We start from the raw sequence: 23731 nt of genomic DNA, 5'->3' as shown, positions 1-23731 counted from the left end.
GAAAATGATGATCGAAATATTAAAACGTCATGGGTTAACATTAGCTATCTTTGCTGCCTGTACGACAGGCTTAACTGCGGTGGTTTATCACTTAACCGCAGACACCATTGCAGAACAAGTCGCTTTAGAGAAACAAAAATTATTAGATCAGGTGATCCCACAATCAATGTATAACAACGATCTCTCTAAAGATTGTTATCTACTCACGGCATCTGAATTAGGGAATACAAAACCACATAAGCTTTATGTTGCCCGTTTAGACGGTAAACCTGTTGCAGCCGCATTAGAATCTACCGCTCCTGATGGATATTCAGGCGCAATTGAGCTTCTTGTGGGCGCCGACTTTAAAGCAAATGTTCTTGGTGTACGTGTTACTGCTCATAATGAAACACCAGGGTTAGGGGATAAAATTGAAACACGTATTTCTGATTGGATCACAACATTGAGCAATAGATTCATTTCCAGTGAAAACGATCCGCACTGGGCAGTAAAAAAAGATGGTGGCGATTTTGATCAATTCACGGGCGCGACGATCACCCCTCGCGCTGTTGTTAACTCATCAAAGCGCACTGCTTGGCTAATACAATCTTTACCAGAGAAGTTGGATACACTTCCTGTCTGTGAGGCGAATTAAGATGAACTCTATCAAAACGCTATTTTCACAAGGGTTATGGACCAATAACTCAGCTTTAGTTCAACTACTGGGTTTATGTCCTTTACTTGCTGTTTCTTCTACTGCCACTAACGCATTAGGCTTAGGGCTTGCAACAACATTAGTGCTCTTTTGTACTAATGTGGCAGTTTCAAGTTTACGTCGTTGGGTTCCTTCTGAAATTCGAATCCCAATTTATGTTATGATAATTGCGTCTGTCGTCAGTGCTGTGCAATTACTAATCAATGCGTATGCTTACGGCTTATATCAATCTTTAGGGATCTTTATTCCATTGATCGTCACTAACTGTATTGTTATTGGTCGTGCTGAAGCGTTTGCCGCTAAAAATGAAGTCTTTCCTTCCGCTATTGATGGTTTAGCAATGGGATTAGGCGCAACCGCGGCACTCTTTGTTTTAGGTGCAATACGTGAAATTTTAGGTAACGGCACATTATTTGATGGTGCAGATTTACTATTAGGTGAATGGGCGCAAGTATTAAGAATTGAGATAGTACATTTAGACTCACCCTTCTTACTTGCCATTTTGCCACCGGGTGCTTTTATCGGCTTAGGCTTTATGTTAGCAGCAAAATACCTGATCGATGAAAGACAGAAAAAGCGCAGCACTTTGACAACGAAAACTTACGAAAAAGAACAAGGCTGTGGTAGTCATATCGTCAAAAATTAATTTGTGAGCATAATGAATCAAGCAAAACGTATTGAAATTCTAACTCGGTTGCGTGATGACAATCCGCAACCTACGACAGAGCTAAAATTTGACTCTCCGTTTGAACTATTGATCTCCGTGTTACTCTCTGCACAAGCAACCGATGTGAGTGTAAATAAAGCAACAGCCAAGCTTTACCCCGTTGCCAATACACCACAGGCAATACTGAATTTAGGCGTTGATGGTCTTAAGAAATACATTAAAACTATCGGCCTCTATAATACTAAAGCTGAAAATGTGATTAAGACGTGTCAAATCTTAGTTGATAAACATAACAGTGAAGTACCTGAAAACAGAGAAGCCCTAGAAGCCTTACCCGGTGTCGGTCGTAAAACTGCCAATGTCGTTTTAAACACGGCATTTGGCTGGCCAACAATCGCTGTCGATACACATATCTTTAGAGTGAGTAATCGGACAGGTTTTGCCCCAGGTAAAAATGTCAATGAAGTCGAACAAAAACTGTTAAAGGTTGTTCCGGCAGAATTTAAGGTTGATTGTCACCATTGGCTTATTCTTCATGGTCGTTATACCTGCATTGCACGAAAACCACGGTGTGGCTCTTGTATTATCGAAGATCTTTGTGAATTTAAAGAAAAAACAGATCCCGAGTGAAAATTTGTCGATTTGTCTGTTTTTATGATGCGATATTACTTGCGTCACTACACACAATCGAATAAAACTATTGCCCACTTTTATTATTAAAACTGCCGACTTTCCGGAAAAATATGTTTCAAGACAATCCGCTGCTTGCACAGCTAAAACAGCAACTCCATGCCCAAACACCGCGCGTGGAAGGCCTTGTAAAGGGAACAGATAAAGGCTTTGGCTTCCTTGAAGTTGATGGTCAGAAAAGCTATTTTATTCCCCCTCCGCAAATGAAAAAAGTGATGCACGGCGACAGAGTTATTGCTGCCGTTCATACAAACGGCGATAAAGAGTCGGTTGAACCCGAAGAATTGGTCGAACCTTTCTTAACGCGTTTTGTTGGTCGTATTCAGAAAAAAGAAGGTGATAACCGTCTGTGGATAGTACCTGATCACCCTCTCTTAAAAGATGCTATTCCTTGCCGTCCTGCTCAAGGCTTAACACATAGCTTTGTTGATCAAGATTGGGCTGTTGCCGTAATGCGTCGTCACCCACTTAATAAAGGTGATAAAGGTTTTCAGGCTGAAATTACAGACTATATTACCGATAAAGACGATCACTTTGCGCCTTGGTGGGTAACCTTAATGCGTCATCAGCTTGAACGTGATGCGCCTGAAATGGGTGACGAAGCGCTCACATTACATGACACTTTACCTCGTGAAGATCTGACTTCTCTCTCCTTTGTCACTATTGATAGTGCATCAACAGAAGATATGGATGACGCCCTCTTTATTCGTAAAGAAGAGAACGGTCAACTCACACTCTTTATCGCTATTGCAGATCCAACCGCTTATATTCTGCCTAATAGTGAATTAGATAAAATTGCCGCACAACGTGCGCTAACTAACTATCTGCCAGGCTTTAATATCCCAATGTTGCCTCGCGAACTGTCAGACAATATTTGCTCATTACGTCCTAATGAGAAACGTCCTGCATTAGTTTGCCAAGTGAGTATTGCCGAAGATGGCTCATTGCTTGAAGATATTCACTTCTATTCTGCGTGGGTAGAATCAAAAGCCAAGCTAGTTTATGACCATATTTCAGATTGGTTAGAAGGTGAAAATACCCAATGGCAACCTGAAAATGAGATTGTTCATGAGCAAGTGATGTTATTAAAAGAGATGTGTGAAAAACGTCATGAATGGCGTGAAAAACATGCTCTGGTCTTTAAAGAACGCCCTGATTACCGTTTTATTCTTGATGAAGGTGGCAATGTTTTAGATATCGTTGCAGAAAAACGCCGTATCGCAAACCGTATTGTTGAAGAAGCGATGATCACCGCCAATATCTGTGCGGCAAAAGTACTGGCGAAAAACTTAGGTTTTGGCGTTTACAACGTTCATACAGGCTTTGATCCACTTTATATCGATCAAGTTGTGCAGACATTAAAAGATAACGGTATTGAAACTACATCTGAAAGTTTATTAACGCTTGAAGGTTTCTGCCAATTGCGTCGTGAGCTTGATAATCAGCCAAATCAATTCCTTGATAGCCGTATTCGCCGCTTCCAAAACTTTGCTGAAATCAAAGCTGAGCCAGGTCCTCACTTTGGTTTAGGATTAGAAGCTTACGCAACATGGACTTCACCAATTCGTAAGTACAGTGATATTTTAAATCACCGTTTGCTTAAAGCGATTATCAGCAAAGAAAGTGCTGAAAAACCACAAGAAGAAGATGGTATTCGTATTGCAGAGCGTCGTCGCGCTAATCGTATGGCCGAACGCGATGTGGGTGATTGGTTATATGCGCGTTTCTTAAAACCTTTTGCTGGCACTGAAACACCATTTAATGCAGAAATTATCGATATTACTCGTGGTGGTGTTCGTGTTCGTCTAGTTGAAAATGGTGCTGTTGCCTTTATTCCTGCGCCATTCTTACATGCTGTACGTGATGAAATTCAATGTAGCCAAGAAACAGGCACCGTCATTGTGAAAGGTGAAACTGCTTATAAACTCAATGATATCATTCCTGTACGCATTGAAGATGTGAAGCTGGAAACACGCAATATCGTTGCTCGCCCTATCTAATAGGACTTAAATCGGTATACAATGAGGCTGATAGTTCACTTAGAGCTATCGGCTTTTTTTATATCTCTTATTTTTGTTAGTGATAATGAAATGCAAAAAAATAGGTGACATTGTCACCTATAATCGTACTTATGGATTTCGCTGTTTTCTTAATAATTAATCAGGGTGACCAGTGATCGTGATTTTAGTGCCTTTCTTATCTTCTTCTAACACAAACTCCGTAAAACCACCTGAAAACTGTTGCTCTATCATTAATTTCTTCGGATTTTCCCATTTATAATCAACAGAAACACCGTCTTTTGTATATTCTTTTTGGATGTTATTGTTCACTTTAATGGTTTTTACAAGATAATCTTCATCGTGTTCATTGACATATTTTTTATATGCATCTGCAATTGAAAGCCCAGCATAAACACAATGTGTTATTGCGCCATTCTCATAAACTTCATCCATGGTCTGTTTTGGTGAAGAACAATATTTGTTATGAACAATTATTTTATCCGCAGTCGTTTCTGCAAAAAGCGCAGAAGAATATAATAGTGCAACAATCATCAAGTACGCTTTCATAAAATACCTTTTAAAAGACATCTATTAGTGACAATAAAAAAATGCGCTAATCTCAATAGAAAATCAGCGCATTATCATTCATTTCATTGCTATCTAGCTAGTTAAATCAGCCACCAGCAAGTTTAACCTTCATTCCTTTAGCTTCTAATAGCGATTTAATTAAATCACGTTTATCACCTTGGATCTCAATTAAACCGTCTTTGACACTCCCTCCGCAGCCACATTTTTTCTTCAGTTCAGCCGCAAGTTTAGCTAACTCTGCATCATCCAGATCAATACCTGAAACAACGCATACACCTTTGCCTTTACGTCCACTAGTTTGGCGCTGAATACGCACAATACCATCACCAGCAGGACGTACTGGCTTTTGTTCTTCTTCTTTTATGCGCCCCGTATCTGTGGAATAAACCAAACGAGAGTTATTATCCATTTACATACCTTGTATAGAACGATTAATTTGTTGCAATGTTTCATGAGGGTTATCGCTACGAGTAATAGGACGACCAATCACCATATAATCAACGCCTGCCGCAATGGCTTGCTCTGGTGTCATTACACGACGCTGATCGCCAACATCACTTCCTGCTGGACGAATACCCGGAGTGACTAATAAGAAATCATCACCACAAACTTGTTTAAAACGTGTTGCTTCATGTGCAGAGCAGACGACACCATCAAGACCACAAGATTTTGTCAGTAACGCTAAACGTTCTGCTTGTTCTGCGGGCGTCAATGTTATTCCCAATTCAATTAAATCAGATTGATCCATACTGGTAAGTACAGTCACTGCCGTTAAAAGTGGCGCGTCTTTACCAAAAGCAGCAAGGCTCTCTTTAGCCGCACGCATCATACGACCGCCACCACTCGCGTGTACATTAACCATCCATACACCTAAATCAGCAGCGGCTGCAACGGCTCTTGCAACAGTATTGGGAATATCATGGAATTTTAAATCGAGGAAAATATCAAACCCTTCTTTTTGTAATTGAGTCACAAACTGAGGTCCAAAACGGGTAAACATCTCCTTACCAATTTTTAAACGACAAGATAAGGGATCGATACGCTGTGCAAAGTCTAATGCACTTTTTTGGTCTTCATAGTCTAGTGCCACAATAACGGGCGCGCAGGTAAGCTCGGGCGATTTCTTATCACAATGAAATGACATTTTAGGGCCTTTATTTATAGAGAGACTATTAAAAAAGTGACATCGTCACTGACCATCTAAACCGCGAATAGGTTTAACGGTATCCCATGAACGACAGGATGGACAATGCCAATATAATGCATGAGAGGTAAAACCACATTTATGGCAACGATAATCTGGTTTCGTGCGAATTTGTTCACCAACCATATAGCGCAATAAGATAAGGCTCTCTTTAGCGCGTCCTTCTTCTGCTTCTGCTAAATGGTAACGCATTAAACGATAGAACAAGCGCATGGTTGGATGACGCTCTAATTGACGATTAATGTATAACTGAGCCGCTTCAATACCTTCTTTAGCTTCAATAATGTCAGCAAGGTAAAGCTCCGCAATCGCACCACAATTACTATCCACACATTGACGTAAATAAGTTTCCCAACGAGCATTATCGTCGCCTTGAGCTTGGAAACATTCAAAAAGCATAGGTAAGGTTTCACTGACCATCTCTTTATCTTGCTCAATAACTTTCATTAAAACATCGATAGCTTTTTGTTTATCATCACGAGCAATATAGATACGACCATACATAATTGAAACACGAGCGCAAAGCGGGTCTGTTTGCCCTGCTTTTTGTAAGAAATTGAGCGCGCTCTCAAGATTATCGCTACTCATTTCTTGTAACGCCAATTCACAATAGAAATGGGCGATTTGCTCTTTAAGCTCGCGTTGTCCCAATTTTACTAATTTTTCAGCCGTTTCAATGGCTTTTCCCCAATCACTGGTTAATTGGTAAATAGCTAACAGCGATTGCAACGCACTTTGGCGAAATTCATGCTCATCAATAAGTTGCTGAAACATATTTTCAGCGCGATCGTAAACACCCGCCGCCACATAGTCACGACCTAACTGTTGAACAGCAAGTAGGCGTTGCTCAAAGGAAAGCGCAGCACTTTCCATTAGCGATTGGTGGATACGAATAGCGCGTTCGACTTCGCCACGAGAGCGGAAAAGATTACCTAAAGTAAGATGAGCTTCAAAAGCAGAGCTATCTTCTTTAAGCATTTCGAGGAAAAGATCAACTGCTTTATCTTGTTGATCAGAAAGTAAAAAGTTAACACCCGCCACATACTCACGTGACAGGCGATCGGCGTTCTGCTGTTTGTCCTGTTGGGCGCCACGACGCCCCATATACCAGCCGTAAGCCGCAGCGACAGGTAATAACAGAAACAGCAATTCTAGCATCAGCTATCGTCCTTATTTCGTAGCAGAAGCAACCGTTGGGCGACTTTCTTGGTTTTCTTGTTTTGTTTGGGCGCTTTCAAGACGTTTAATTTTACGTTTTGCTCGACCTAGTGATAAGCGTACACGTAGATAAAAAACACCACTTACAATCCAGCCAAGTACAAAACCCATACCAAACAGGGTAGCTAACAAGGTAGAAATACGATATTCACCTTGAGCGATAAGATAATTGAATGTGACTACCTGATCGTTATTTGTGCCTAAAGTCATGGCAATCACCACGATGGCAAGAACAAGAATAACCAAAATAAAAAGTAGGACTTTTTTCACATTATTTCCTTTTTTATTCTCTTTTCTTTAGTAGACAGATAAAGGTAGCATTTTCACTGCGCACAAAGAAAGTCATTTCTTAGAATCATCTGATTTTCGTATATTTTTTCATATAAATACTGAAAAAGACATTCTCTCAAAAATAAGGGCTATTGTCAGGGTTTGAGTAATAAACGCCGCTCAATCACCTTAAATGCACACCAAACCAGCACGGTGCTGATAAGAATACCGACAATCACATCAGATGCCCAGTGCATTCCTAATACAATACGCCCTACCGTGACATCAATTCCCCATAATAACCCGAGTGACGCTAAAAAATAATGACGGCGCAACATAAAAAGGACAAAAACAAATAATGCGAGTGTCGCTGAAAATAAACTATGACCAGACGGAAAAGCATAACCTGTTTCAGTTTTCCAATATTTAAGTTGCCATTCAGGGACCACAGGTGAGTTGGCTAATCCATTTTGGAGTAATTGTTCTCGCTCAGGTCTTGATACTTGATAAAAAGCTTCAGAGCTAATGTGCAAATTTTCACTAACCCAAACAACATAAGGGCGAGGCTCTTTTACTGTATTTTTAACCGCAACCTTAATTAATTGCCCAATAAATAATGTTGCAATAATTATCACGGCTAATTGAATAAAATGATTACGTTTTAATTTCAACACCATAAAAAGCAATGCTAACAAAACAATAATAGTCACAGCGCCCCAAGGTTTTGCTGCACTATCAGCTATCCATAATGTGCTTATCCCGCCTAAAGGGTGATCAGTAGGTTGCCACTTCCAACCCAATATCAACACAGCACTTGGTATGATTAAGAGCAACATACTACCTAACAGAATCAACTTTGTTACTTGCTTATTCAATATATTGCCTCTTCTTAAATACAAATGTTCTCATCCATTTACAGCTAAAGATTATCAGTATAAACGATGCAAGTTTAGCAATAAATCATTATGCACTCGGCATCAAAATCTGATAATTTGTTGAAGTGTGATTTAATAAGTGTGTGTTATTCATTTCCTTACCTATGAGGCCTGGAAATATTTCAGTGTATTATTTCTCTTTGTTCTCGTTATAAAGTGTATAATCTTGGACGAGAGTATCACCTGAAATTATGAGTCAAAAATAATGAAATTAAGACGTATCGCAGAAGCAAAACTACCGACTCCTTTTGGCGAGTTTTTAATGGTCGGTTTTGAAGAAATCGCAACAGGAAAAGATCATGTCGCTCTAGTTTATGGCGATATTTCAGGCTCAGAGCCCGTATTATCTCGTATTCATTCAGAGTGCCTAACGGGCGATGCCCTATTTAGTTTACGTTGTGATTGTGGTTTCCAACTTGAAGCAGCACTTTCACAAATAAGTAAAGTAGGTCGTGGCGTATTACTTTATCATCGCCAAGAAGGCAGAAATATCGGATTGCTAAATAAAATACGAGCCTATGCGTTACAAGATAAAGGTTTAGATACCGTTGAAGCGAACCTTGAGTTAGGTTTTAAAGCTGACGAACGCGATTTTACCCTTTGTGCTGACATGTATAACCTCTTAGGTGTTCATGAAGTTCGGTTATTAACCAATAATCCGAAGAAAATTGAAATCATGAAAGCCGCAGGAATTAATGTTATCGAGCGAGTTCCTTTGATTGTCGGGCGTAATCCAAGTAATGCACATTATCTTGATACTAAAGCCGATAAAATGGGACATCTTTTATTTAAGAAAGCGCAATAATAAAGTAACAACACAACATTAATTATTTTCAAATCCGAGCCTGAGTTGCTCGGATTTTTTATTTATTCCTTTTATTTTATTACCTTGTAAATTTATTCTTTATCTATTTTTCTTCTCTTACATCTTATTTTTATGTCTTTATTATCATTAAATTATATCATGTGAAAATTTGTCATATGCGATTTCATTGACTATCTATCTGATTCTAAGTTATTTATTAATAAATAAATTTTGATAGGAATGCATTATGCCATTACATTTTTCTGGTAGGGTTTTCGGCGCGCTTTTATTAGCAGGAGCATTATTGACTGGTTGTGATAATAGCGATAAAAACAGCTATTCAATCAAGGTTGGTGTGATTAATGGTGCTGAACAAGATGTGGCTGAAATTGCCAAAAAAGTCGCAAAAGAAAAATATGGCTTAGAGGTTGAATTGGTAAGTTTCAGCGGTTCTTTATTGCCTAATGATCCCACTGCAAATAAAGAACTTGATGCCAATGTTTTTCAACATCGCCCTTTTCTTGCCCAAGATAATCAATCTCGTGGTTACAATTTAGTGGCTGTCGGTAATACCTTTGTTTTTCCTATGGCGGGCTATTCAACTAAAATCAAACACCCTTCGGAGTTAAAATCAGGCGATACCATTGCAGTTCCTAACGATCCCACCAATTTAGGTCGAGCATTACTGTTACTAGATAAAGAAAAGCTTATTACGCTAAAACCAAACAGTGGTTTATTGCCTACGGCTATCGACATTATTGATAATCCACTTAGGCTTAAAATTATGGAGCTAGAAGGTGCGCAATTACCACGGGTTTTAAACGATCCCAAAGTAACTGTCGCTATTATCAGTACAACTTATATCCAGCAAATTAATTTATCACCGACCAAAGACAGTATTTTTATTGAAGATAAAAACTCTCCTTACACCAATATTATTGTGACAAGAGAAGAGAACAAAGACGCTGATAATGTACGTGATTTTATCAAAGCATATCAATCTCCCGAAGTTGCCACCGCTGCCGAAACCATTTTTAACGGTGGTGCAATTCAAGGCTGGTGATTGTTATTACAAAAAGAAAAGATAAAAAAATGCCCCATTATTTTTATAATGGGGCATTGTTATTAACTACGTTACAAAACTAATTAAAGCATATTACGAATAACATAATGCAATATGCCACCATGTTGGAAATAGGCTAATTCAGTTTGAGTATCAATACGGCAACGCGCCATAATAGTTTCAGTACGATTATCTGCAAAAGTAATATTAACCGCGACATCTTGGCTCGGTATTAATGCATTAAGCCCTGTGATCTCAATTTTCTCATCACCTTTTAAGCCCAATGTTTGACGAGATACCCCTTTAGGAAACTCTAAAGGTAAAACTCCCATACCGATTAAGTTAGAACGGTGAATACGCTCAAAAGAGCCTGCAATCACCACACGTACACCTAATAGACGTGTTCCTTTTGCCGCCCAGTCACGGCTAGAGCCTGAACCATATTCACTACCAGCAATAATTGCCAACGGCGTATTTTCTTGCTGATAACGCATTGAAGCATCATAAATAGCCAATATTTCACCAGTTGGAATATGCTTGGTAAAACCACCTTCGATTCCCGGCACCATTTCGTTACGAATACGAATATTGGCAAATGTGCCTCGCATCATGACTTCATGATTGCCACGTCTTGAACCATAAGAGTTAAAATCTTTCGGCTCGACACCATGTTCACGCAGATAACGCCCTGCGGGACTATCCGCCTTAATATTACCTGCAGGTGAAATATGATCCGTTGTCACCGAATCACCTAAAATAGCCAAAATACTGGCTTGATGAATATCTTTAATCGGAGCCGGCGTTTTTGACATACCTTCAAAGAAAGGAGGATGTCGAATATAGGTAGAGTCTGGTTGCCAATCATAGACGGGTGTATCTTGTGTTTGCAGTGATTTCCATGTTTCATCGCCTTCAAACACGGCAGAGTACTCTTTATGGAACATCTCTGTTTTAACTTTCTCAACAGCATCTGCAATAGCTTTACTGTCAGGCCAAATATCTTTTAAATAAACGGGAGCACCCTGTTTATCTTTACCTAATGGCTCTTTAGTAAGATCGATATTCATATTTCCTGATAAAGCATAAGCAACCACTAAAGGCGGCGATGCTAACCAGTTGGTTTTCACTAAGGGATGAATTCGACCTTCAAAGTTACGGTTACCAGATAATACAGCCGCAATAGTTAAGTCATTATCTTTAATCGCACTTTCAATCGGTGCTAATAAAGGCCCAGAGTTGCCAATACATGTTGTGCAACCATATCCCACAAGATTAAACCCTAACTTATCCAGATAAGGCGTTAATCCTGCCAGATTAAGATAATCCGTGACGACTTTAGAGCCAGGAGCCAAAGAAGACTTAACCCAAGGTTTACGCTGCAATCCTTTTTCTACCGCATTTTTAGCGAGTAATCCTGCTGCCATTAAGACATTAGGGTTTGATGTGTTGGTACATGATGTGATCGCCGCAATAACGACGGCACCATCGGTTAACTCAAATGCAGGATAATCATCAATTTTTACTTGAGGAAACTGCGCCAGTGGTTTCTTATTGGTTTCAAGATCTACAGCTGCTTTAAATGCCTTAGGTACACTCGGCAGATTAACTCTATCTTGAGGGCGTTTAGGCCCTGCAAGACTCGCTTCAACGGTTCCCATATCTAACGATAATGTTGACGTAAAGATAGGTTCATCACCTGTATGTCGCCATAAACCTTGCTCTTTGCTATAAGCTTCAACAAGTGCAATTTCTTGTTCTTCACGCCCTGTTAAACGCAAATAATCAAGGGTGATCTCATCTATTGGGAAGAATCCACAGGTCGCGCCATACTCTGGCGACATATTCGCTATTGTTGCACGATCAGCTAAAGGTAATGACGCTAAACCATCACCATAGAACTCCACAAATTTACCCACAACACCATGAGCACGTAACATCTGTGTGACGGTTAATACCAGATCAGTTGCCGTGATCCCTTCACGTAATTTTCCTGTCAATTTAAAGCCAACAACATCTGGAATTAGCATGGAGATAGGTTGTCCTAACATTGCAGCTTCTGCTTCAATGCCTCCTACACCCCAACCTAAAACACCAAGACCATTTATCATTGTGGTGTGAGAATCTGTGCCGACTAAGGTATCAGGATAAGCCACATGACGCCCATTTTGCACCTCAGACCAAATAGCTTTACCTAAATACTCCAAGTTTACCTGATGGCAAATTCCTGTCCCTAGCGGCACGACACGAAAGCGTTCAAAGGATTGCTGCCCCCAACGTAAAAAAAGGTAGCGTTCATAGTTACGCTCCATTTCAATTTCCACGTTTTCAGCAAACGCATTTTTACTGGCATATTCATCAACCATAACAGAGTGGTCAATAACCAAATCTACGGGTGATAATGGATTAACTTTATCCACTTGCCCGCCCAAAGATTTCACAGCTTCACGCATAGCCGCTAAATCAACAACCGCAGGCACACCTGTAAAATCTTGCATAAGTACCCTTGTAGGTCGATATGCAATTTCTCGCGATGCATGTGCTGTTTTTTGCCACTCAACGAGTGCCTTAATATCCTCGTCAACAACAGTATCATTGTCGAGATAACGCACTAAGTTTTCTAGTAACACCTTCAGAGACTTAGGAAGACGGGTAATATCGCCTAATTGGCGGGCAACTTCTGAAAGACGGTAGTACTCATATTCTTGAGATCCGACTAAGAGCGTGGAATGGCTCTCTTTTTTCAAACGTAACGACATAGCTCCTCCTTCTTATTTTTATACTGACAGCATGTTTAAACCATCAAAATAGGTAAGGTTATTTATTAAACATATCATATAACGCCGAATTTCGCTTAAAGACCACACAATTTGTTAACGTAATGTTATGGGTGTCATAGTGTTAATAAATTTTAATCTCAGGATTTTCGCTTAATTAGGATTTAATGGTGGAGGTATGACTACGTAAGGATAACTTTTATGAGTAATAAACAATCTGATTTACTTAAAAATATTATGAATGCGGATCGCTATTTTGCAGAACCTATTACACCTCCTTTTCCGCAAACCTTATCGATGAATGCATTACATTCTCAAAATATAAAAGATACCGAAGGCTTAGTGCAATTTATCATCGCGTCACCAAAACCTTTTGAGCCTTCCGAAATAGAAAAAATGTCACAACTTAAAAATATCCAAATTGGACTCATTTCTATTATGGCAAACCATCTTGCCGCATTAAAAAAAGAGGATAATGAAGCCTATTATCGCCCCGAACATTGGTTAGATACGCTCAACCATTTACCCCTTCTAGGACACAATAAAATAGAAACAAAAAAACTTCATAAGCAAACCTTTGATTTTTCTGTTGCTCAAGCGTTTATTCAATTATTACTAGGAGCTGCAATCAATGCCACCTCTCCTGCACTTGGAGAATTTATTGATTTTTTACGTACCCAAGGACAAAAAATAGAAATCGGCTTACGAAACTCATTAGACAGCTATCAAACGATAACTATTGCGGGGATCACGGAGATACTCAATCATAATAATCATCTTATTTTTGTTCCAAAGCTGAAAATTTTGAGCCTACGTTTTTCTTATCAATCAGCAAAAATGCTACTCGCCAGTTGTATCGGTCGTAAATTTACCCTCTCTTTAGAGTACACCACCATTACCTCTGTATTTGATGCTAGTGCACTTGATGATCCACTGATTAATCAGCAGTTTTATGATTTTTTAAACAAGTATCGTCAGCTAAGCATTGCAAAATCAGATGCTTTTTTTAGTGGGGATTTTTATTTGAAATGAGTAATAACAGAAATTAGATTTATGAACACGCTTGAAGGCGGGAATGACCCGCCTTTCAGTATTACACTAATGGTAATTCAATATCTTTAAATAACTCTTCAATCTCTTCGTTAGTTCGCAACGCAACAGCTTGCTCAATCAAATTACGCGTAAGATGGGGAGCAAAACGCCACATGAAATCATACATATAGCCACGTAAGAAACCACTACGGCGAAACGCAATTTTAGTGGTGCTATAACTAAACTTATCACGCATATCAATGGCAACTAAATCGCTATCGAGTACAGGATCAAATGCCATGCTGGCAATCACACCAATGCCTAAATGCAGTCTCACATAAGTTTTAATAACATCCGCATCGGTTGCAGTGAAAACAATTTTAGGTTTCAACCCTACTTTACCGAAGGCATCATCAAGATCTGAACGCCCAGTGAACCCCTGGGTATAAGTGACAATATCGTAGTTTGCGAGCTCTTTAAGCGTCACTTCTCGTTTTTGTGCCAGTGGATGATCTTTAGAAACCACCACAATGCGGTTCCAACGATAACAAGGTAGCATCACTAAATCGTTATAAAGATGCAGTGATTCTGTCGCTATTGCAAAATCACTTTTACCTCTGCATACATCTTCAGCAATTTGCGTTGGTGAACCTTGGTTCATATGTAATGAAACATCTGGATAACGCTCAATAAAACCTTTTATTACTGGAGGTAATACATAACGAGCTTGCGTATGCGTTGTTGCAATCGATAGTGAGCCTCTATCTGGATAAGTGTGTTCACCCGCAGCTGATCGAATAGCTTCTGTTTTTGACAAAATCTCTCTAGACAGCCTTACAATTTCTTCACCTGCTGGTGTCACATGCGTTAGATGCTTGCCACTGCGAGAAAATATTTGTATACCTAGCTCATCTTCTAACATGCGAATTTGTTTACTTATTCCCGGTTGAGATGTATACAAACGCTCTGCCGTGGTCGAAACATTTAAATCGTTATTCACCACTTCAACGATATAACGCAACTGTTGTAATTTCATGGAGAGGCTATCCCTTCAACAAAAGACTTATTATTCCGTTATTCTATTTATATTCATATAACTAAAAAGAATAATAAAGATGTAATATATAACCACTATATCACTTATTTCATTTCGGTCTAACGTAATTAATAGTGTTATTTAGGTTTTGTTATATCGAATAGTTATAAGCTATAAATAAGCATAAAAAAAGCCAACCTTATCTGTCAGCTTCTATTTCATAATATTAGTGCCACTAAATTATTTAATCACACTACATACCATTCTTGCATCGTCGTCACTAAGAGCTTGGATCATCAGTCTTAATACAAAAAAGCGACTAACTCTCATTAGTCGCTTTTTTATTTATCACGTAATGCCAATGTTATTTGGTTTTTTCAACCCATTTGCCATCGACATAAAACGCAGACCAACCTGTTGCTTTGCCATCTTTCTCTGAAGAAACATACTGCTGTTTTGTTTTACGACTAAAACGCACAATAGTTGGATTTCCTTCAGGATCAGCCACCGGAGCTTCTGCTAAATAGCGCATTTTCTCTGCTAAACGGTCTTTAAAGCGAACCAGTTCTTCTACTTTTGGTGCACGTGTTTCTCTTGATTTAGGGAACGTGTTTGCGGCCAAGAAGACACCAGCAGCACCGTCTCGTAAGACAAAGTAAGCATCTGATTTTTCGCATAGCAATTCAGGAAGTGGAACAGGATCTTCCTTCGGTGGTGCAATTTCACCGCTTTTTAAGATTTTACGGGTATTTTTACAATCATCATTAGTACAACCCATGTATTTACCAAAACGCCCCATTTTTAGGTGCATTTCAGAACCACATTTATCGCACTCAATAACTGGGCCTTCATAACCTTTTAAGCGGAATTCACCTTCTTCAACTTCATAACCATCACATGCAGGGTTATTACCACAAACATGTAATTTACGATGAGTATCAATCAAGTAACTGTCCATTGCAGTACCACATTTCGGGCAACGGCGACGTGCACGTAATGCGTTAGTTTCTGCATCTTCCCCTTCAAGAATATTTAATAATTCATCTTCAGGGATAAGGTTGATGGTTTGCTTACAACGCTCTTTAGGCGGTAAAGCATAGCCCGAACATCCTAAAAATACGCCTGTTGTCGCCGTTCTAATTCCCATATGACGAGAACAAGTTGGACATTCAATCGACGTGATCACCATTGGATTTGGTCGCATTCCACCTTCTTCAGGATCTTTTTCAGCAACTTCTAATTGCTGACTAAAATCGGTGAAGAATGCATCTAATACCGCTTTCCAGTTTTCTTCATTATTAGCAACATGGTCGAGGTGATCTTCCATTTGCGCAGTAAAATCGTAATTCATTAAATCGCTAAAATTCTCTTCTAAACGATCCGTTACAATCTCACCCATTTTTTCTGCATAAAAACGACGGTTTTCAACTTTCACATAACCACGATCTTGAATAGTGGAAATGATAGAAGCATACGTTGAAGGGCGACCAATACCGCGCTTTTCTAACTCTTTAACTAAAGTCGCTTCGCTAAAACGTGCTGGTGGCTTAGTAAAGTGCTGAGTAGGTTCTAATTCAGCTAAAGCCAGTTTAGCCCCTACATCAACTGCAGGTAAGGTTTTGTCTTCATCTTTGTTACGCATCGCTGGCATGACTTTCGTCCAACCGGCAAAACGTAAAGTACGGCCTTTAGCTCGTAGTTTATAATCACCTGATTCAACTGTTAATGTGGTTGAATCGTATTTTGCTGGTGTCATTTGACAAGCAACAAATTGATTCCAAATCAGTTGATATAAACGTTTGGCATCGTTATCCATATCTTTTAAAGATTCTGCGATAACGTTGATATCTGAAGGACGAATAGCTTCGTGCGCTTCTTGAGAATTTTCTTTGCTCGAATAAACATTTGGCTCTTTCGGCAAATATTTAGCACCAAAATTCTCATTGATATAATCACGCGCCATTTGAATTGCATCCTGACTTAAGTTAGTTGAGTCAGTACGCATATAGGTTATATAACCAGCTTCATAAAGGCGCTGAGCTAGCATCATCGTCTTTTTCACACCAAAGCTTAAACGCGTACTTGCCGCTTGCTGTAAGGTTGATGTGATAAGTGGTGCACTTGGTTTGCTTGATGTTGGTCTATCTTCACGATCTTTTACCGTGAAGGTTGCATTTTGTAATGCTTTAACCGCCACCTGTGTTTCATCGGATGAAACAGGGTTGAAGGCTTTATCATTATAATGCGTGACTTCCATACGCAACGGTTGCTCGTCAGGCGTTAATAATGACGCGTGCAATTGCCAATATTCTTCAGGAACAAAGGCTTTAATTTCACGCTCACGTTCAACTAAAAGACGCACAGCAACAGATTGCACTCGACCCGCAGATAATCCACGAGCAACTTTTTTCCAAAGTAAAGGTGAAACCATATAACCCACAACACGATCCATAAAGCGACGAGCTTGTTGTGCGTTAACGCGATCTATATTTAACTCACCCGGAGTTTGGAAAGCTTGTGTAATGGCATTTTTAGTGATTTCGTTAAAAACCACTCGACTAAATCGTTCATCATCACCGCCGATAACTTCGCGTAAATGCCACGCGATAGCTTCTCCTTCGCGGTCAAGGTCCGTTGCGAGATAGACATGATCAGCTTTCTCAGCCAATGCTTTTAGTTCAGCCACGACTTTCTCTTTGCCGGGTAGAATTTGATAGTTCGCATTCCATCCATTATAGGGATCAATTCCCATACGGCTGACTAAGGCTGATTTCTCATCCTTTTTAACTTTTTTCACGCCTTTCGTGGCGGATGAGTTTTCGCTCTTCTGGCTGCCAGAACCACTCTTTGGCAAATCACGAATGTGACCCACGCTAGATTTAACTACGTAGTCATTGCCAAGATATTTATTGATCGTTTTGGCTTTAGCCGGGGACTCCACGATAACAAGAGCTTTACCCATAATTACCTTTACCTAATTAAACTTTGTTATGACGGTATCGTTTAATACCCTCAACTAAAAAAATGTTTAAAATCTCTTTTTTATATTGCGTTAGTTTTGCAATATATCAACCTGTTTTTATTCAAAGCTTTTGTTTAAGCTCAAAACTCATCACTTTTTTTGAGGTATTTTAATCACCTCACTACTTTGACCGAGTACAGGCAAATCATTGTTTGCTACATATAGAGTAGCTAAGCTTTTAAAAATGCCACACTCTACCTGATAAAAAGTGAGGCGCAACAAATTATTTTTCTAAGGAGCACATATTATGTCAACACAAACTACACCGATTACAACAGAGATGCTACTTGAAAAAGCGAATAAAATCATATGTGAACATGAAGATTATTTACAAGGTATGCGTGCAGATTCGGTTGAACAGAAAGGTAATGTCCTCGTATTTAAAGGCGAATTTTTTTTAGATGAACAAGGTTTACCTACTGCAAAAAGCACAGCAGCATTCAATATGTTTAAGCATTTAGCTCATGTGTTATCTGATAAATACCATTTAGAATAAGTCATCTTCGTGATTATTTTTATTTAATCACTGAAGTAAATTAATTTACTCTTTATCGATAACAAAAAAGAGACTTTGCTTGCCAGTTATTGCATTCATTCAGATGCCAATAACTGGCATAATCAAACAAAAATAAAGAATAATAATTCAGTTTGATTATAATGCAGATTTTCTGTCACATCTCAACTCAAGATTACACTTACCTATCAATACAATCAGTAATATCAATTATTTTTATTTTCTATTTACAGCTATATTGAAACCTCCTAGAAAGAGGAAATATTTACCCTGTTGTTATAAGCAATATCAATTATTTCTTTGATTGCCAGTGAAATTTTCACTGGCTTTTTTTATTTTATGGAAATAAAAGCTTTTAAAATAGAGAGTTAGAATATTTTTTGAGAAGATTTAGGAAAAGTGACTGAGTAAGGAAGGATGATATCAGCGATAATCCATATCACTGATATCATTTATTGCGTACTTATTGGCTTATAGCAGCGGTTTTTTACTTCTTTGTACCCAACGCATCATCAGTTTATCAATACTTTCCATTGCGCCACCTGTAACTCGCTCAACCATTTTCTTTTTGGTAACATATTGGACAGAAAGAACTTCAAAGTCATTAATATGATTGATCAGCCAATCATCACTGACACCAACTTCATCAATTAAGCCTCTGTTTAGTGCTTCTGAACCGTACCAATACTCACCCGTTGCAACGCTATCGATATCAAGTTGAGGGCGATATTTATGCACAAATGATTTAAACAATAGATGCGTTTCATTTAAATCTTGTTTAAATTTCTCACGACCTTCTTCAGTATTTTCGCCTAACAAGGTCAATGTACGTTTATATTCGCCAGCAGTATGCAACTCAACATCAATATCGTTTTTCTTGAGCAAACGGTGAATGTTAGGGATCTGAGCCACAACACCAATCGAGCCAATAATCGCAAATGGTGCAGCAACAATTTTATCTGCCACACATGCCATCATATATCCCCCGCTAGCAGCCACTTTATCGACAACCGCCGTCAGTTTAATACCCTTTTCTTTTAAGCGTGTTAATTGAGCTGCGGCTAATCCATATCCGTGAACCATACCGCCTGGGCTTTCTAAGCGCAGTAATACTTCATCACCTGCTTGTGCAACAGAAAGAATGGCGCTGATTTCTTCACGTAATGCACCCACTTCATGTGCATCCATACTACCGTTAAAATCAAGCACATATAAACAAGGTTTTACAACGCCTTTTTTACCTTCTTTTGCATTGTTTTTACTCTGTTTATTCTCTTTTTTTTGCTGCTTTTTAAACGCTTTATACCAGACTTTTAATTCAGCATCGTCCATTTTTGCTTGTTGCATAACGCGCTGTTTTTCTTCGTAAGCTTCAGCAAGATCTGTGACTCTTAACGTCCCTTTACGATTTTGCTTTTTATTTCCAATTACAACGAAAAACAACACGATAGCGATAATCGCCACAACAACAGTGACAATTTCTGCTAAAAACAGCCCATATTGCAAAATATACTCCACAAAGACCTCTTTTTAAGGTTAATAACACTGACTAAAACCAATATGCCTAGTTTAACGAAATTCTGCTTTAGCGCCAGCAACAAAGGCATGATTATGTTTAATACCATAAAGAAAATAGCCATAAATTGTAAACAAAAAGTCAGACTAAACTGGTCGCTAGACAAATAAGACGTTACACTTTATTTACTTTTTACTAGACAGGATATCAATATGTTGCAATATCAACCCGATCATAGCGTGCTAAAAGATAAAATTATTCTAGTAACGGGTGCTGGTGATGGCATAGGAAAAGAAGCCGCACTAACTTATGCGCAATATGGCGCAACACTTATCTTATTAGGCCGTACTTTATCAAAACTTGAAGATGTTCAAGAAAAAATAATCACATCAGGTGGCCAACAGCCCATGTTATATCCACTTGATCTACTTACAGCGACAGAGAACGATTTTCAGCAATTTGCTGATACTCTCGTTAAACGCTTCCCTCATCTTGATGGTGTATTACAAAATGCTGGTTTATTAGGTGTTGTTGAACCTATCATTAATCAACCGAGTAATCTTTGGCATGACGTTATGCAAGTCAACGTTAATGCGACATTTATGCTCACAAAAGCACTACTACCATTGATGCTCAAAGCGCCTCATGCAAGCCTTATCCTCACCACATCTAGTGTAGGTCGCCAAGGTCGTTATGGTTGGGGAGCTTATTCTGTCTCTAAATTCGCAACAGAAGGCTTTATGCAAGTACTTAATGAAGAATATAACGAAAGTACTTTGCGTATTAACTGCATTAATCCTGGTGGCACTCGTACCGCAATGCGAGCAAGTGCATTTCCAGATGAAGATGCACAGAAATTAAAAACACCTAAAGATTTGATGCCGTTATATCTCTACCTTATGAGTGATGACAGTATTGATGTGAAAGGACAATCTTTAGATGCACAACCTGGCCGTAAAGCAGGTCCCGCTGAATAACATAATTTAAGGTAACAAAATGAATGATGCACAACACCAAAAACGCCAACAACGTTTAAAAGAGAAAGTAGATACTCGAATTGAGCAAGCTCAACACGAGCAAGGTATTTTGATAATTTTTACTGGCAATGGTAAAGGCAAAACAACAGCGGCGATGGGAACCGCAACGCGTGCTGTTGGTCATCAAAAAAAAGTCGGTGTTGTGCAGTTTATAAAAGGTACATGGGAAAACGGTGAACGAAACCTATTAGAACAATTCGGTGTACCATTTTATGTAATGGAAACGGGCTTTACTTGGGAAACACAAGATAAAACGGCAGATACCGCTGCCTGTTTGAATACTTGGCAATATGCACTGAAACTACTTAACGATCCAGAGTACGATCTGGTCATTCTTGATGAAATTACCTATATGATTAGCTTTAACTATTTACCATTAGATGAAGTTATTTCAGCTATTAGCTCTCGCCCACCTCACCAAAATGTCATTATTACAGGAAGAGGCTGCCATCGAAAATTAATTGAGTTAGCCGATACGGTGACAGAAATGCGTCCTATAAAACATGCTTTTGACAGCGGAATAAAAGCGCAAAAAGGTATAGATTGGTGACCTATAATGATTATTATAAAATGAATATTTTTCTTAAATAAGAATTGGCTCGCCTAAAATGCCAGCACCAAATATTCTCCCATTTTTTTTCATAAATTCAAAATAGGCATCTCTATCTACAAAAATATTATTTTGTATTTGTTGATTGTAAATCATTGCCATTCTTACTAAATATTTATGATATTCATCATAAAATATTTGTTTTTCTTTAGGATCTCTTGACGCTAAATATTTCTTCATTATTTCATAAATACTATTTGCTTCTTTGGTTAATTTTTCATTACTAAATTTAACATTATATTCTAGTGGAGTTAAATTATCTGTTCGTGTGTTCCCTCCATCTATCCAATTAAACTTATCTGTTGCTAAATATTCAGTTAACAAATCACGTTCAGAATAAAAGTGAATACCATAAGGATATTTAGCGATATATTGATAAAAATCCTCTCTTGAAAAACATTTTGTCAATACATTCACTTTTTCATTATCGTCCCAATCAGATAAGTAAGTAGGTAATGATTCATCTAATGGAATATCGCAATTAAAAATATTATTATCAATAAAAAGAGAGTCAGAGCTATTAATGGCGCCGCGTACAAGTATGCCGTTAATCCATACAGTGCGCTCATCTATATGAAGATCATCAAGTGTATCATCTGGTTTAAATACCGAAGTGAAACTATAATATATTTCTCTATTTGGATTAATTATCCCGCCTCGATTGCCTGGATAAATCATAAATTCACTCTGTTCACCATGACTATCAACTAACAGATGTTTTCCGTTATTAAGTTTTATTTTTTTAACTTCACCTTTACCCATTACGAAATAAGAATTATCAACTTTAAACTCTAAAGGTTCTAATCGGTTATTGCTGATATAAAAAATACCGTTCTGCTTTTCTCGTTTTGCGGGGTTGTCGCACCCTACTATCAGAAAAGTCATATATAACACTGTTGTTAAATAAAAATAACGATACATATTATTTTGAATACCTTATCGTTAAATAAAAAATTATTAATATTTCTACCGTAATAATGTAATTATCATAGATATATTTATTATAAAAATAAAGCCATCAAAAAAAGAAGCACTCATAAAAACATGAGTGCTTCTTTTTAAAAATGAAAATTTAATTTGAAATAATAAATAATTATTCGCTAATTACTTTTTATTTCCTGCTGATTGGCGACGACTTGACGCTCTTTTAGCTGGTGATGTTGAAGTGCGAGCAGATACTTTCGTATGACGCTTAACTGCACGACGGATCTGATTCGCTTTGATACGACGTTGATCTTTTTCTACTGCAACTTTTGTTACTGTTTCGTCGTTTAATTCAACTAATTGACGTAAATAGTTGATTTGATCTAATCCAAGTTCAACCCAACCACCACGCGGTAAACCTTTTGGTAAATCGATGTCACCGTAACGAACACGAATAAGGCGGCTGACTTGGACACCAACAGCTTCCCACATACGGCGAACTTCACGATTACGCCCTTCAGTAAGTGAAACGTTGTACCATTGGTTAATCCCTTCACCACCACGATAAGAAACAGAGCGGAATGAAGCAGGACCATCTTCTAATTGTACACCACGCGTTAATTGACGAATTTTCGCATCATCAATTTCACCAAAAACACGGACAGCGTATTCACGCTCAACTTCACGGCTAGGATGCATTAAACGGTTGGCTAATTCACCATCAGTTGTAAATAACAGTAATCCACTGGTATTCACATCAAGACGACCTACGGCGATCCAGCGAGCACTGTTAAGGCGAGGAAGACGTTGGAAAACGGTTGGACGACCTTGCGGATCACTGCGAGTACACAGTTCACCTTCAGGTTTGTAATAAGCAAGCACACGGCAAACATCTTTTTGTGCTTCACGAATATTTAGAATACGGCCATCTAAGCGGATTTTTGCTGTAGTGGTGACATCAATACGATCACCTAATTTCGCTTTTGTACCATCAATGCTGATACGCCCTTCTTGAAGATAGCCTTCAATTTCACGGCGAGAACCGTGACCAGAACGAGCAAGGATTTTTTGTAATTTTTCAGTGCGTTGCGATTTATCGCTCATGAAACAACCTCATGTGTCGCCTTCACAG

Annotated in this window: 22 protein-coding genes; 10 read left to right on the top strand and 12 right to left on the bottom strand. The window is 38.6% G+C overall.

Going from position 1 to position 23731, the window contains the following annotated elements:
* The first annotated feature begins 7 nt into the window (after positions 1–7).
* The 4 genes from rsxG (at position 8) to ACNART_RS01080 (ending at position 4051) form a co-directional block, all read left to right on the top strand.
* Positions 8–634 (top strand): electron transport complex subunit RsxG, encoded by a 627-nt coding sequence (gene rsxG, locus ACNART_RS01095; protein ID WP_368926785.1) that lies wholly within the window; start codon positions 8–10, stop codon positions 632–634.
* A 1-nt stretch (position 635) separates the two neighbouring features.
* Positions 636–1340: an electron transport complex subunit E gene (locus ACNART_RS01090; protein WP_198619555.1), complete on the top strand. Its 705-nt coding sequence runs from the start codon at positions 636–638 to the stop codon at positions 1338–1340.
* 12 nt (positions 1341–1352) lie between these two features.
* The gene (nth, locus tag ACNART_RS01085; protein WP_109372352.1) at positions 1353–1991 is read left to right on the top strand and encodes an endonuclease III; all 639 of its coding nucleotides are present in this window, start codon (positions 1353–1355) and stop codon (positions 1989–1991) included.
* Positions 1992–2104: 113 nt separating this feature from the next.
* A complete protein-coding gene (locus tag ACNART_RS01080; protein ID WP_368926787.1) occupies positions 2105–4051 on the top strand; it encodes an exoribonuclease II in 1947 nt (648 codons plus the stop codon).
* A 156-nt stretch (positions 4052–4207) separates the two neighbouring features.
* On the opposite strand, the gene ACNART_RS01075 is transcribed toward ACNART_RS01080, so the two are convergent.
* The 6 genes from ACNART_RS01075 to pgpB all read right to left on the bottom strand — a co-directional run bounded on the left by ACNART_RS01075 (position 4208) and on the right by pgpB (position 8206).
* A complete protein-coding gene (locus ACNART_RS01075) occupies positions 4208–4618 on the bottom strand; it encodes a hypothetical protein (RefSeq protein ID WP_198632631.1) in 411 nt (136 codons plus the stop codon).
* A gap of 106 nt (positions 4619–4724) precedes the next feature.
* A complete protein-coding gene (gene yciH / locus ACNART_RS01070; protein WP_006536941.1) occupies positions 4725–5048 on the bottom strand; it encodes a stress response translation initiation inhibitor YciH in 324 nt (107 codons plus the stop codon).
* Entirely contained in the window at positions 5049–5783 is a 735-nt protein-coding gene (gene pyrF / locus ACNART_RS01065; RefSeq protein WP_198619558.1) for an orotidine-5'-phosphate decarboxylase, read from the bottom strand. It lies immediately after the preceding gene.
* Between the two features lie 45 nt (positions 5784–5828).
* Complete coding sequence (gene lapB, locus ACNART_RS01060) at positions 5829–7001, bottom strand: lipopolysaccharide assembly protein LapB (protein WP_109372357.1); 1173 nt, start codon at positions 6999–7001, stop codon at positions 5829–5831.
* 12 nt (positions 7002–7013) lie between these two features.
* Complete coding sequence (locus ACNART_RS01055) at positions 7014–7271, bottom strand: LapA family protein (RefSeq protein WP_232797478.1); 258 nt, start codon at positions 7269–7271, stop codon at positions 7014–7016.
* Between the two features lie 215 nt (positions 7272–7486).
* On the bottom strand, positions 7487–8206 hold the full coding sequence (pgpB, locus tag ACNART_RS01050; protein ID WP_198619560.1) for a phosphatidylglycerophosphatase B: 720 nt from the start codon (positions 8204–8206) through the stop codon (positions 7487–7489).
* A gap of 265 nt (positions 8207–8471) precedes the next feature.
* Between pgpB and ribA the strand changes: the two genes are divergently transcribed.
* Positions 8472–9071: a GTP cyclohydrolase II gene (gene ribA / locus ACNART_RS01045; protein ID WP_109372360.1), complete on the top strand. Its 600-nt coding sequence runs from the start codon at positions 8472–8474 to the stop codon at positions 9069–9071.
* Between the two features lie 247 nt (positions 9072–9318).
* Complete coding sequence (locus ACNART_RS01040; protein ID WP_198619561.1) at positions 9319–10134, top strand: MetQ/NlpA family lipoprotein; 816 nt, start codon at positions 9319–9321, stop codon at positions 10132–10134.
* 83 nt (positions 10135–10217) lie between these two features.
* Here the strand turns inward: ACNART_RS01040 and acnA are convergent, their stop codons facing one another.
* On the bottom strand, positions 10218–12890 hold the full coding sequence (acnA, locus tag ACNART_RS01035; protein WP_368926790.1) for an aconitate hydratase AcnA: 2673 nt from the start codon (positions 12888–12890) through the stop codon (positions 10218–10220).
* Between the two features lie 219 nt (positions 12891–13109).
* Here acnA and ACNART_RS01030 point away from each other — a divergent pair, with 219 nt between their 5' ends.
* Complete coding sequence (locus ACNART_RS01030; protein ID WP_198619563.1) at positions 13110–13940, top strand: hypothetical protein; 831 nt, start codon at positions 13110–13112, stop codon at positions 13938–13940.
* 61 nt (positions 13941–14001) lie between these two features.
* On the opposite strand, the gene cysB is transcribed toward ACNART_RS01030, so the two are convergent.
* Positions 14002–14976 (bottom strand): HTH-type transcriptional regulator CysB, encoded by a 975-nt coding sequence (gene cysB, locus ACNART_RS01025; protein ID WP_109372364.1) that lies wholly within the window; start codon positions 14974–14976, stop codon positions 14002–14004.
* Between the two features lie 364 nt (positions 14977–15340).
* A complete protein-coding gene (gene topA, locus ACNART_RS01020; protein ID WP_198619564.1) occupies positions 15341–17938 on the bottom strand; it encodes a type I DNA topoisomerase in 2598 nt (865 codons plus the stop codon).
* A gap of 307 nt (positions 17939–18245) precedes the next feature.
* On the opposite strand from topA, the gene ACNART_RS01015 reads away from it, so the two are divergent.
* Entirely contained in the window at positions 18246–18494 is a 249-nt protein-coding gene (locus ACNART_RS01015; protein WP_069369238.1) for a YciN family protein, read from the top strand.
* Between the two features lie 489 nt (positions 18495–18983).
* Here ACNART_RS01015 and sohB read toward each other — a convergent pair whose 3' ends face one another.
* Entirely contained in the window at positions 18984–20030 is a 1047-nt protein-coding gene (gene sohB, locus ACNART_RS01010) for a protease SohB (RefSeq protein WP_100158176.1), read from the bottom strand.
* A gap of 213 nt (positions 20031–20243) precedes the next feature.
* On the opposite strand from sohB, the gene ACNART_RS01005 reads away from it, so the two are divergent.
* Both ACNART_RS01005 and cobO read left to right on the top strand, forming a co-directional pair.
* Positions 20244–21005 (top strand): YciK family oxidoreductase, encoded by a 762-nt coding sequence (locus ACNART_RS01005; protein WP_196533331.1) that lies wholly within the window; start codon positions 20244–20246, stop codon positions 21003–21005.
* A gap of 19 nt (positions 21006–21024) precedes the next feature.
* Complete coding sequence (cobO, locus tag ACNART_RS01000) at positions 21025–21615, top strand: cob(I)yrinic acid a,c-diamide adenosyltransferase (protein ID WP_109372368.1); 591 nt, start codon at positions 21025–21027, stop codon at positions 21613–21615.
* Positions 21616–21648: 33 nt separating this feature from the next.
* Here the strand turns inward: cobO and ACNART_RS00995 are convergent, their stop codons facing one another.
* Both ACNART_RS00995 and rluB read right to left on the bottom strand, forming a co-directional pair.
* A complete protein-coding gene (locus ACNART_RS00995; protein ID WP_232799477.1) occupies positions 21649–22560 on the bottom strand; it encodes a hypothetical protein in 912 nt (303 codons plus the stop codon).
* Between the two features lie 219 nt (positions 22561–22779).
* Positions 22780–23703 carry a 23S rRNA pseudouridine(2605) synthase RluB gene (gene rluB, locus ACNART_RS00990; protein WP_088495702.1) on the bottom strand — a complete coding sequence of 308 codons (924 nt, stop codon included), beginning with the start codon at positions 23701–23703 and terminating at the stop codon, positions 22780–22782.
* Positions 23704–23731: the final 28 nt, after the last annotated feature.

The organism is Proteus sp. LHD240705 (assembly GCF_047921555.1).
Lineage (GTDB): Bacteria > Pseudomonadota > Gammaproteobacteria > Enterobacterales > Enterobacteriaceae > Proteus.
The sequence above is the reverse complement of the archived record's forward strand: the minus strand, read 5'-3'. Positions and strand labels throughout refer to the sequence as shown.

What these genes read in the sequence shown, in the direction of transcription:
- rsxG (WP_368926785.1), top strand. Translation starts at nt 8, where the DNA reads ATGATCGAAATATTAAAACGTCATGGGTTAACATTAGCTATCTTTGCT.
- ACNART_RS01090 (WP_198619555.1), top strand. Translation starts at nt 636, where the DNA reads ATGAACTCTATCAAAACGCTATTTTCACAAGGGTTATGGACCAATAAC.
- nth (WP_109372352.1), top strand. Translation starts at nt 1,353, where the DNA reads ATGAATCAAGCAAAACGTATTGAAATTCTAACTCGGTTGCGTGATGAC.
- ACNART_RS01080 (WP_368926787.1), top strand. Translation starts at nt 2,105, where the DNA reads ATGTTTCAAGACAATCCGCTGCTTGCACAGCTAAAACAGCAACTCCAT.
- ACNART_RS01075 (WP_198632631.1), bottom strand. Translation starts at nt 4,618, where the DNA reads ATGAAAGCGTACTTGATGATTGTTGCACTATTATATTCTTCTGCGCTT.
- yciH (WP_006536941.1), bottom strand. Translation starts at nt 5,048, where the DNA reads ATGGATAATAACTCTCGTTTGGTTTATTCCACAGATACGGGGCGCATA.
- pyrF (WP_198619558.1), bottom strand. Translation starts at nt 5,783, where the DNA reads ATGTCATTTCATTGTGATAAGAAATCGCCCGAGCTTACCTGCGCGCCC.
- lapB (WP_109372357.1), bottom strand. Translation starts at nt 7,001, where the DNA reads ATGCTAGAATTGCTGTTTCTGTTATTACCTGTCGCTGCGGCTTACGGC.
- ACNART_RS01055 (WP_232797478.1), bottom strand. Translation starts at nt 7,271, where the DNA reads ATGACTTTAGGCACAAATAACGATCAGGTAGTCACATTCAATTATCTT.
- ribA (WP_109372360.1), top strand. Translation starts at nt 8,472, where the DNA reads ATGAAATTAAGACGTATCGCAGAAGCAAAACTACCGACTCCTTTTGGC.
- ACNART_RS01040 (WP_198619561.1), top strand. Translation starts at nt 9,319, where the DNA reads ATGCCATTACATTTTTCTGGTAGGGTTTTCGGCGCGCTTTTATTAGCA.
- acnA (WP_368926790.1), bottom strand. Translation starts at nt 12,890, where the DNA reads ATGTCGTTACGTTTGAAAAAAGAGAGCCATTCCACGCTCTTAGTCGGA.
- ACNART_RS01030 (WP_198619563.1), top strand. Translation starts at nt 13,110, where the DNA reads ATGAGTAATAAACAATCTGATTTACTTAAAAATATTATGAATGCGGAT.
- cysB (WP_109372364.1), bottom strand. Translation starts at nt 14,976, where the DNA reads ATGAAATTACAACAGTTGCGTTATATCGTTGAAGTGGTGAATAACGAT.
- topA (WP_198619564.1), bottom strand. Translation starts at nt 17,938, where the DNA reads ATGGGTAAAGCTCTTGTTATCGTGGAGTCCCCGGCTAAAGCCAAAACG.
- ACNART_RS01015 (WP_069369238.1), top strand. Translation starts at nt 18,246, where the DNA reads ATGTCAACACAAACTACACCGATTACAACAGAGATGCTACTTGAAAAA.
- cobO (WP_109372368.1), top strand. Translation starts at nt 21,025, where the DNA reads ATGAATGATGCACAACACCAAAAACGCCAACAACGTTTAAAAGAGAAA.
- ACNART_RS00995 (WP_232799477.1), bottom strand. Translation starts at nt 22,560, where the DNA reads ATGACTTTTCTGATAGTAGGGTGCGACAACCCCGCAAAACGAGAAAAG.
- rluB (WP_088495702.1), bottom strand. Translation starts at nt 23,703, where the DNA reads ATGAGCGATAAATCGCAACGCACTGAAAAATTACAAAAAATCCTTGCT.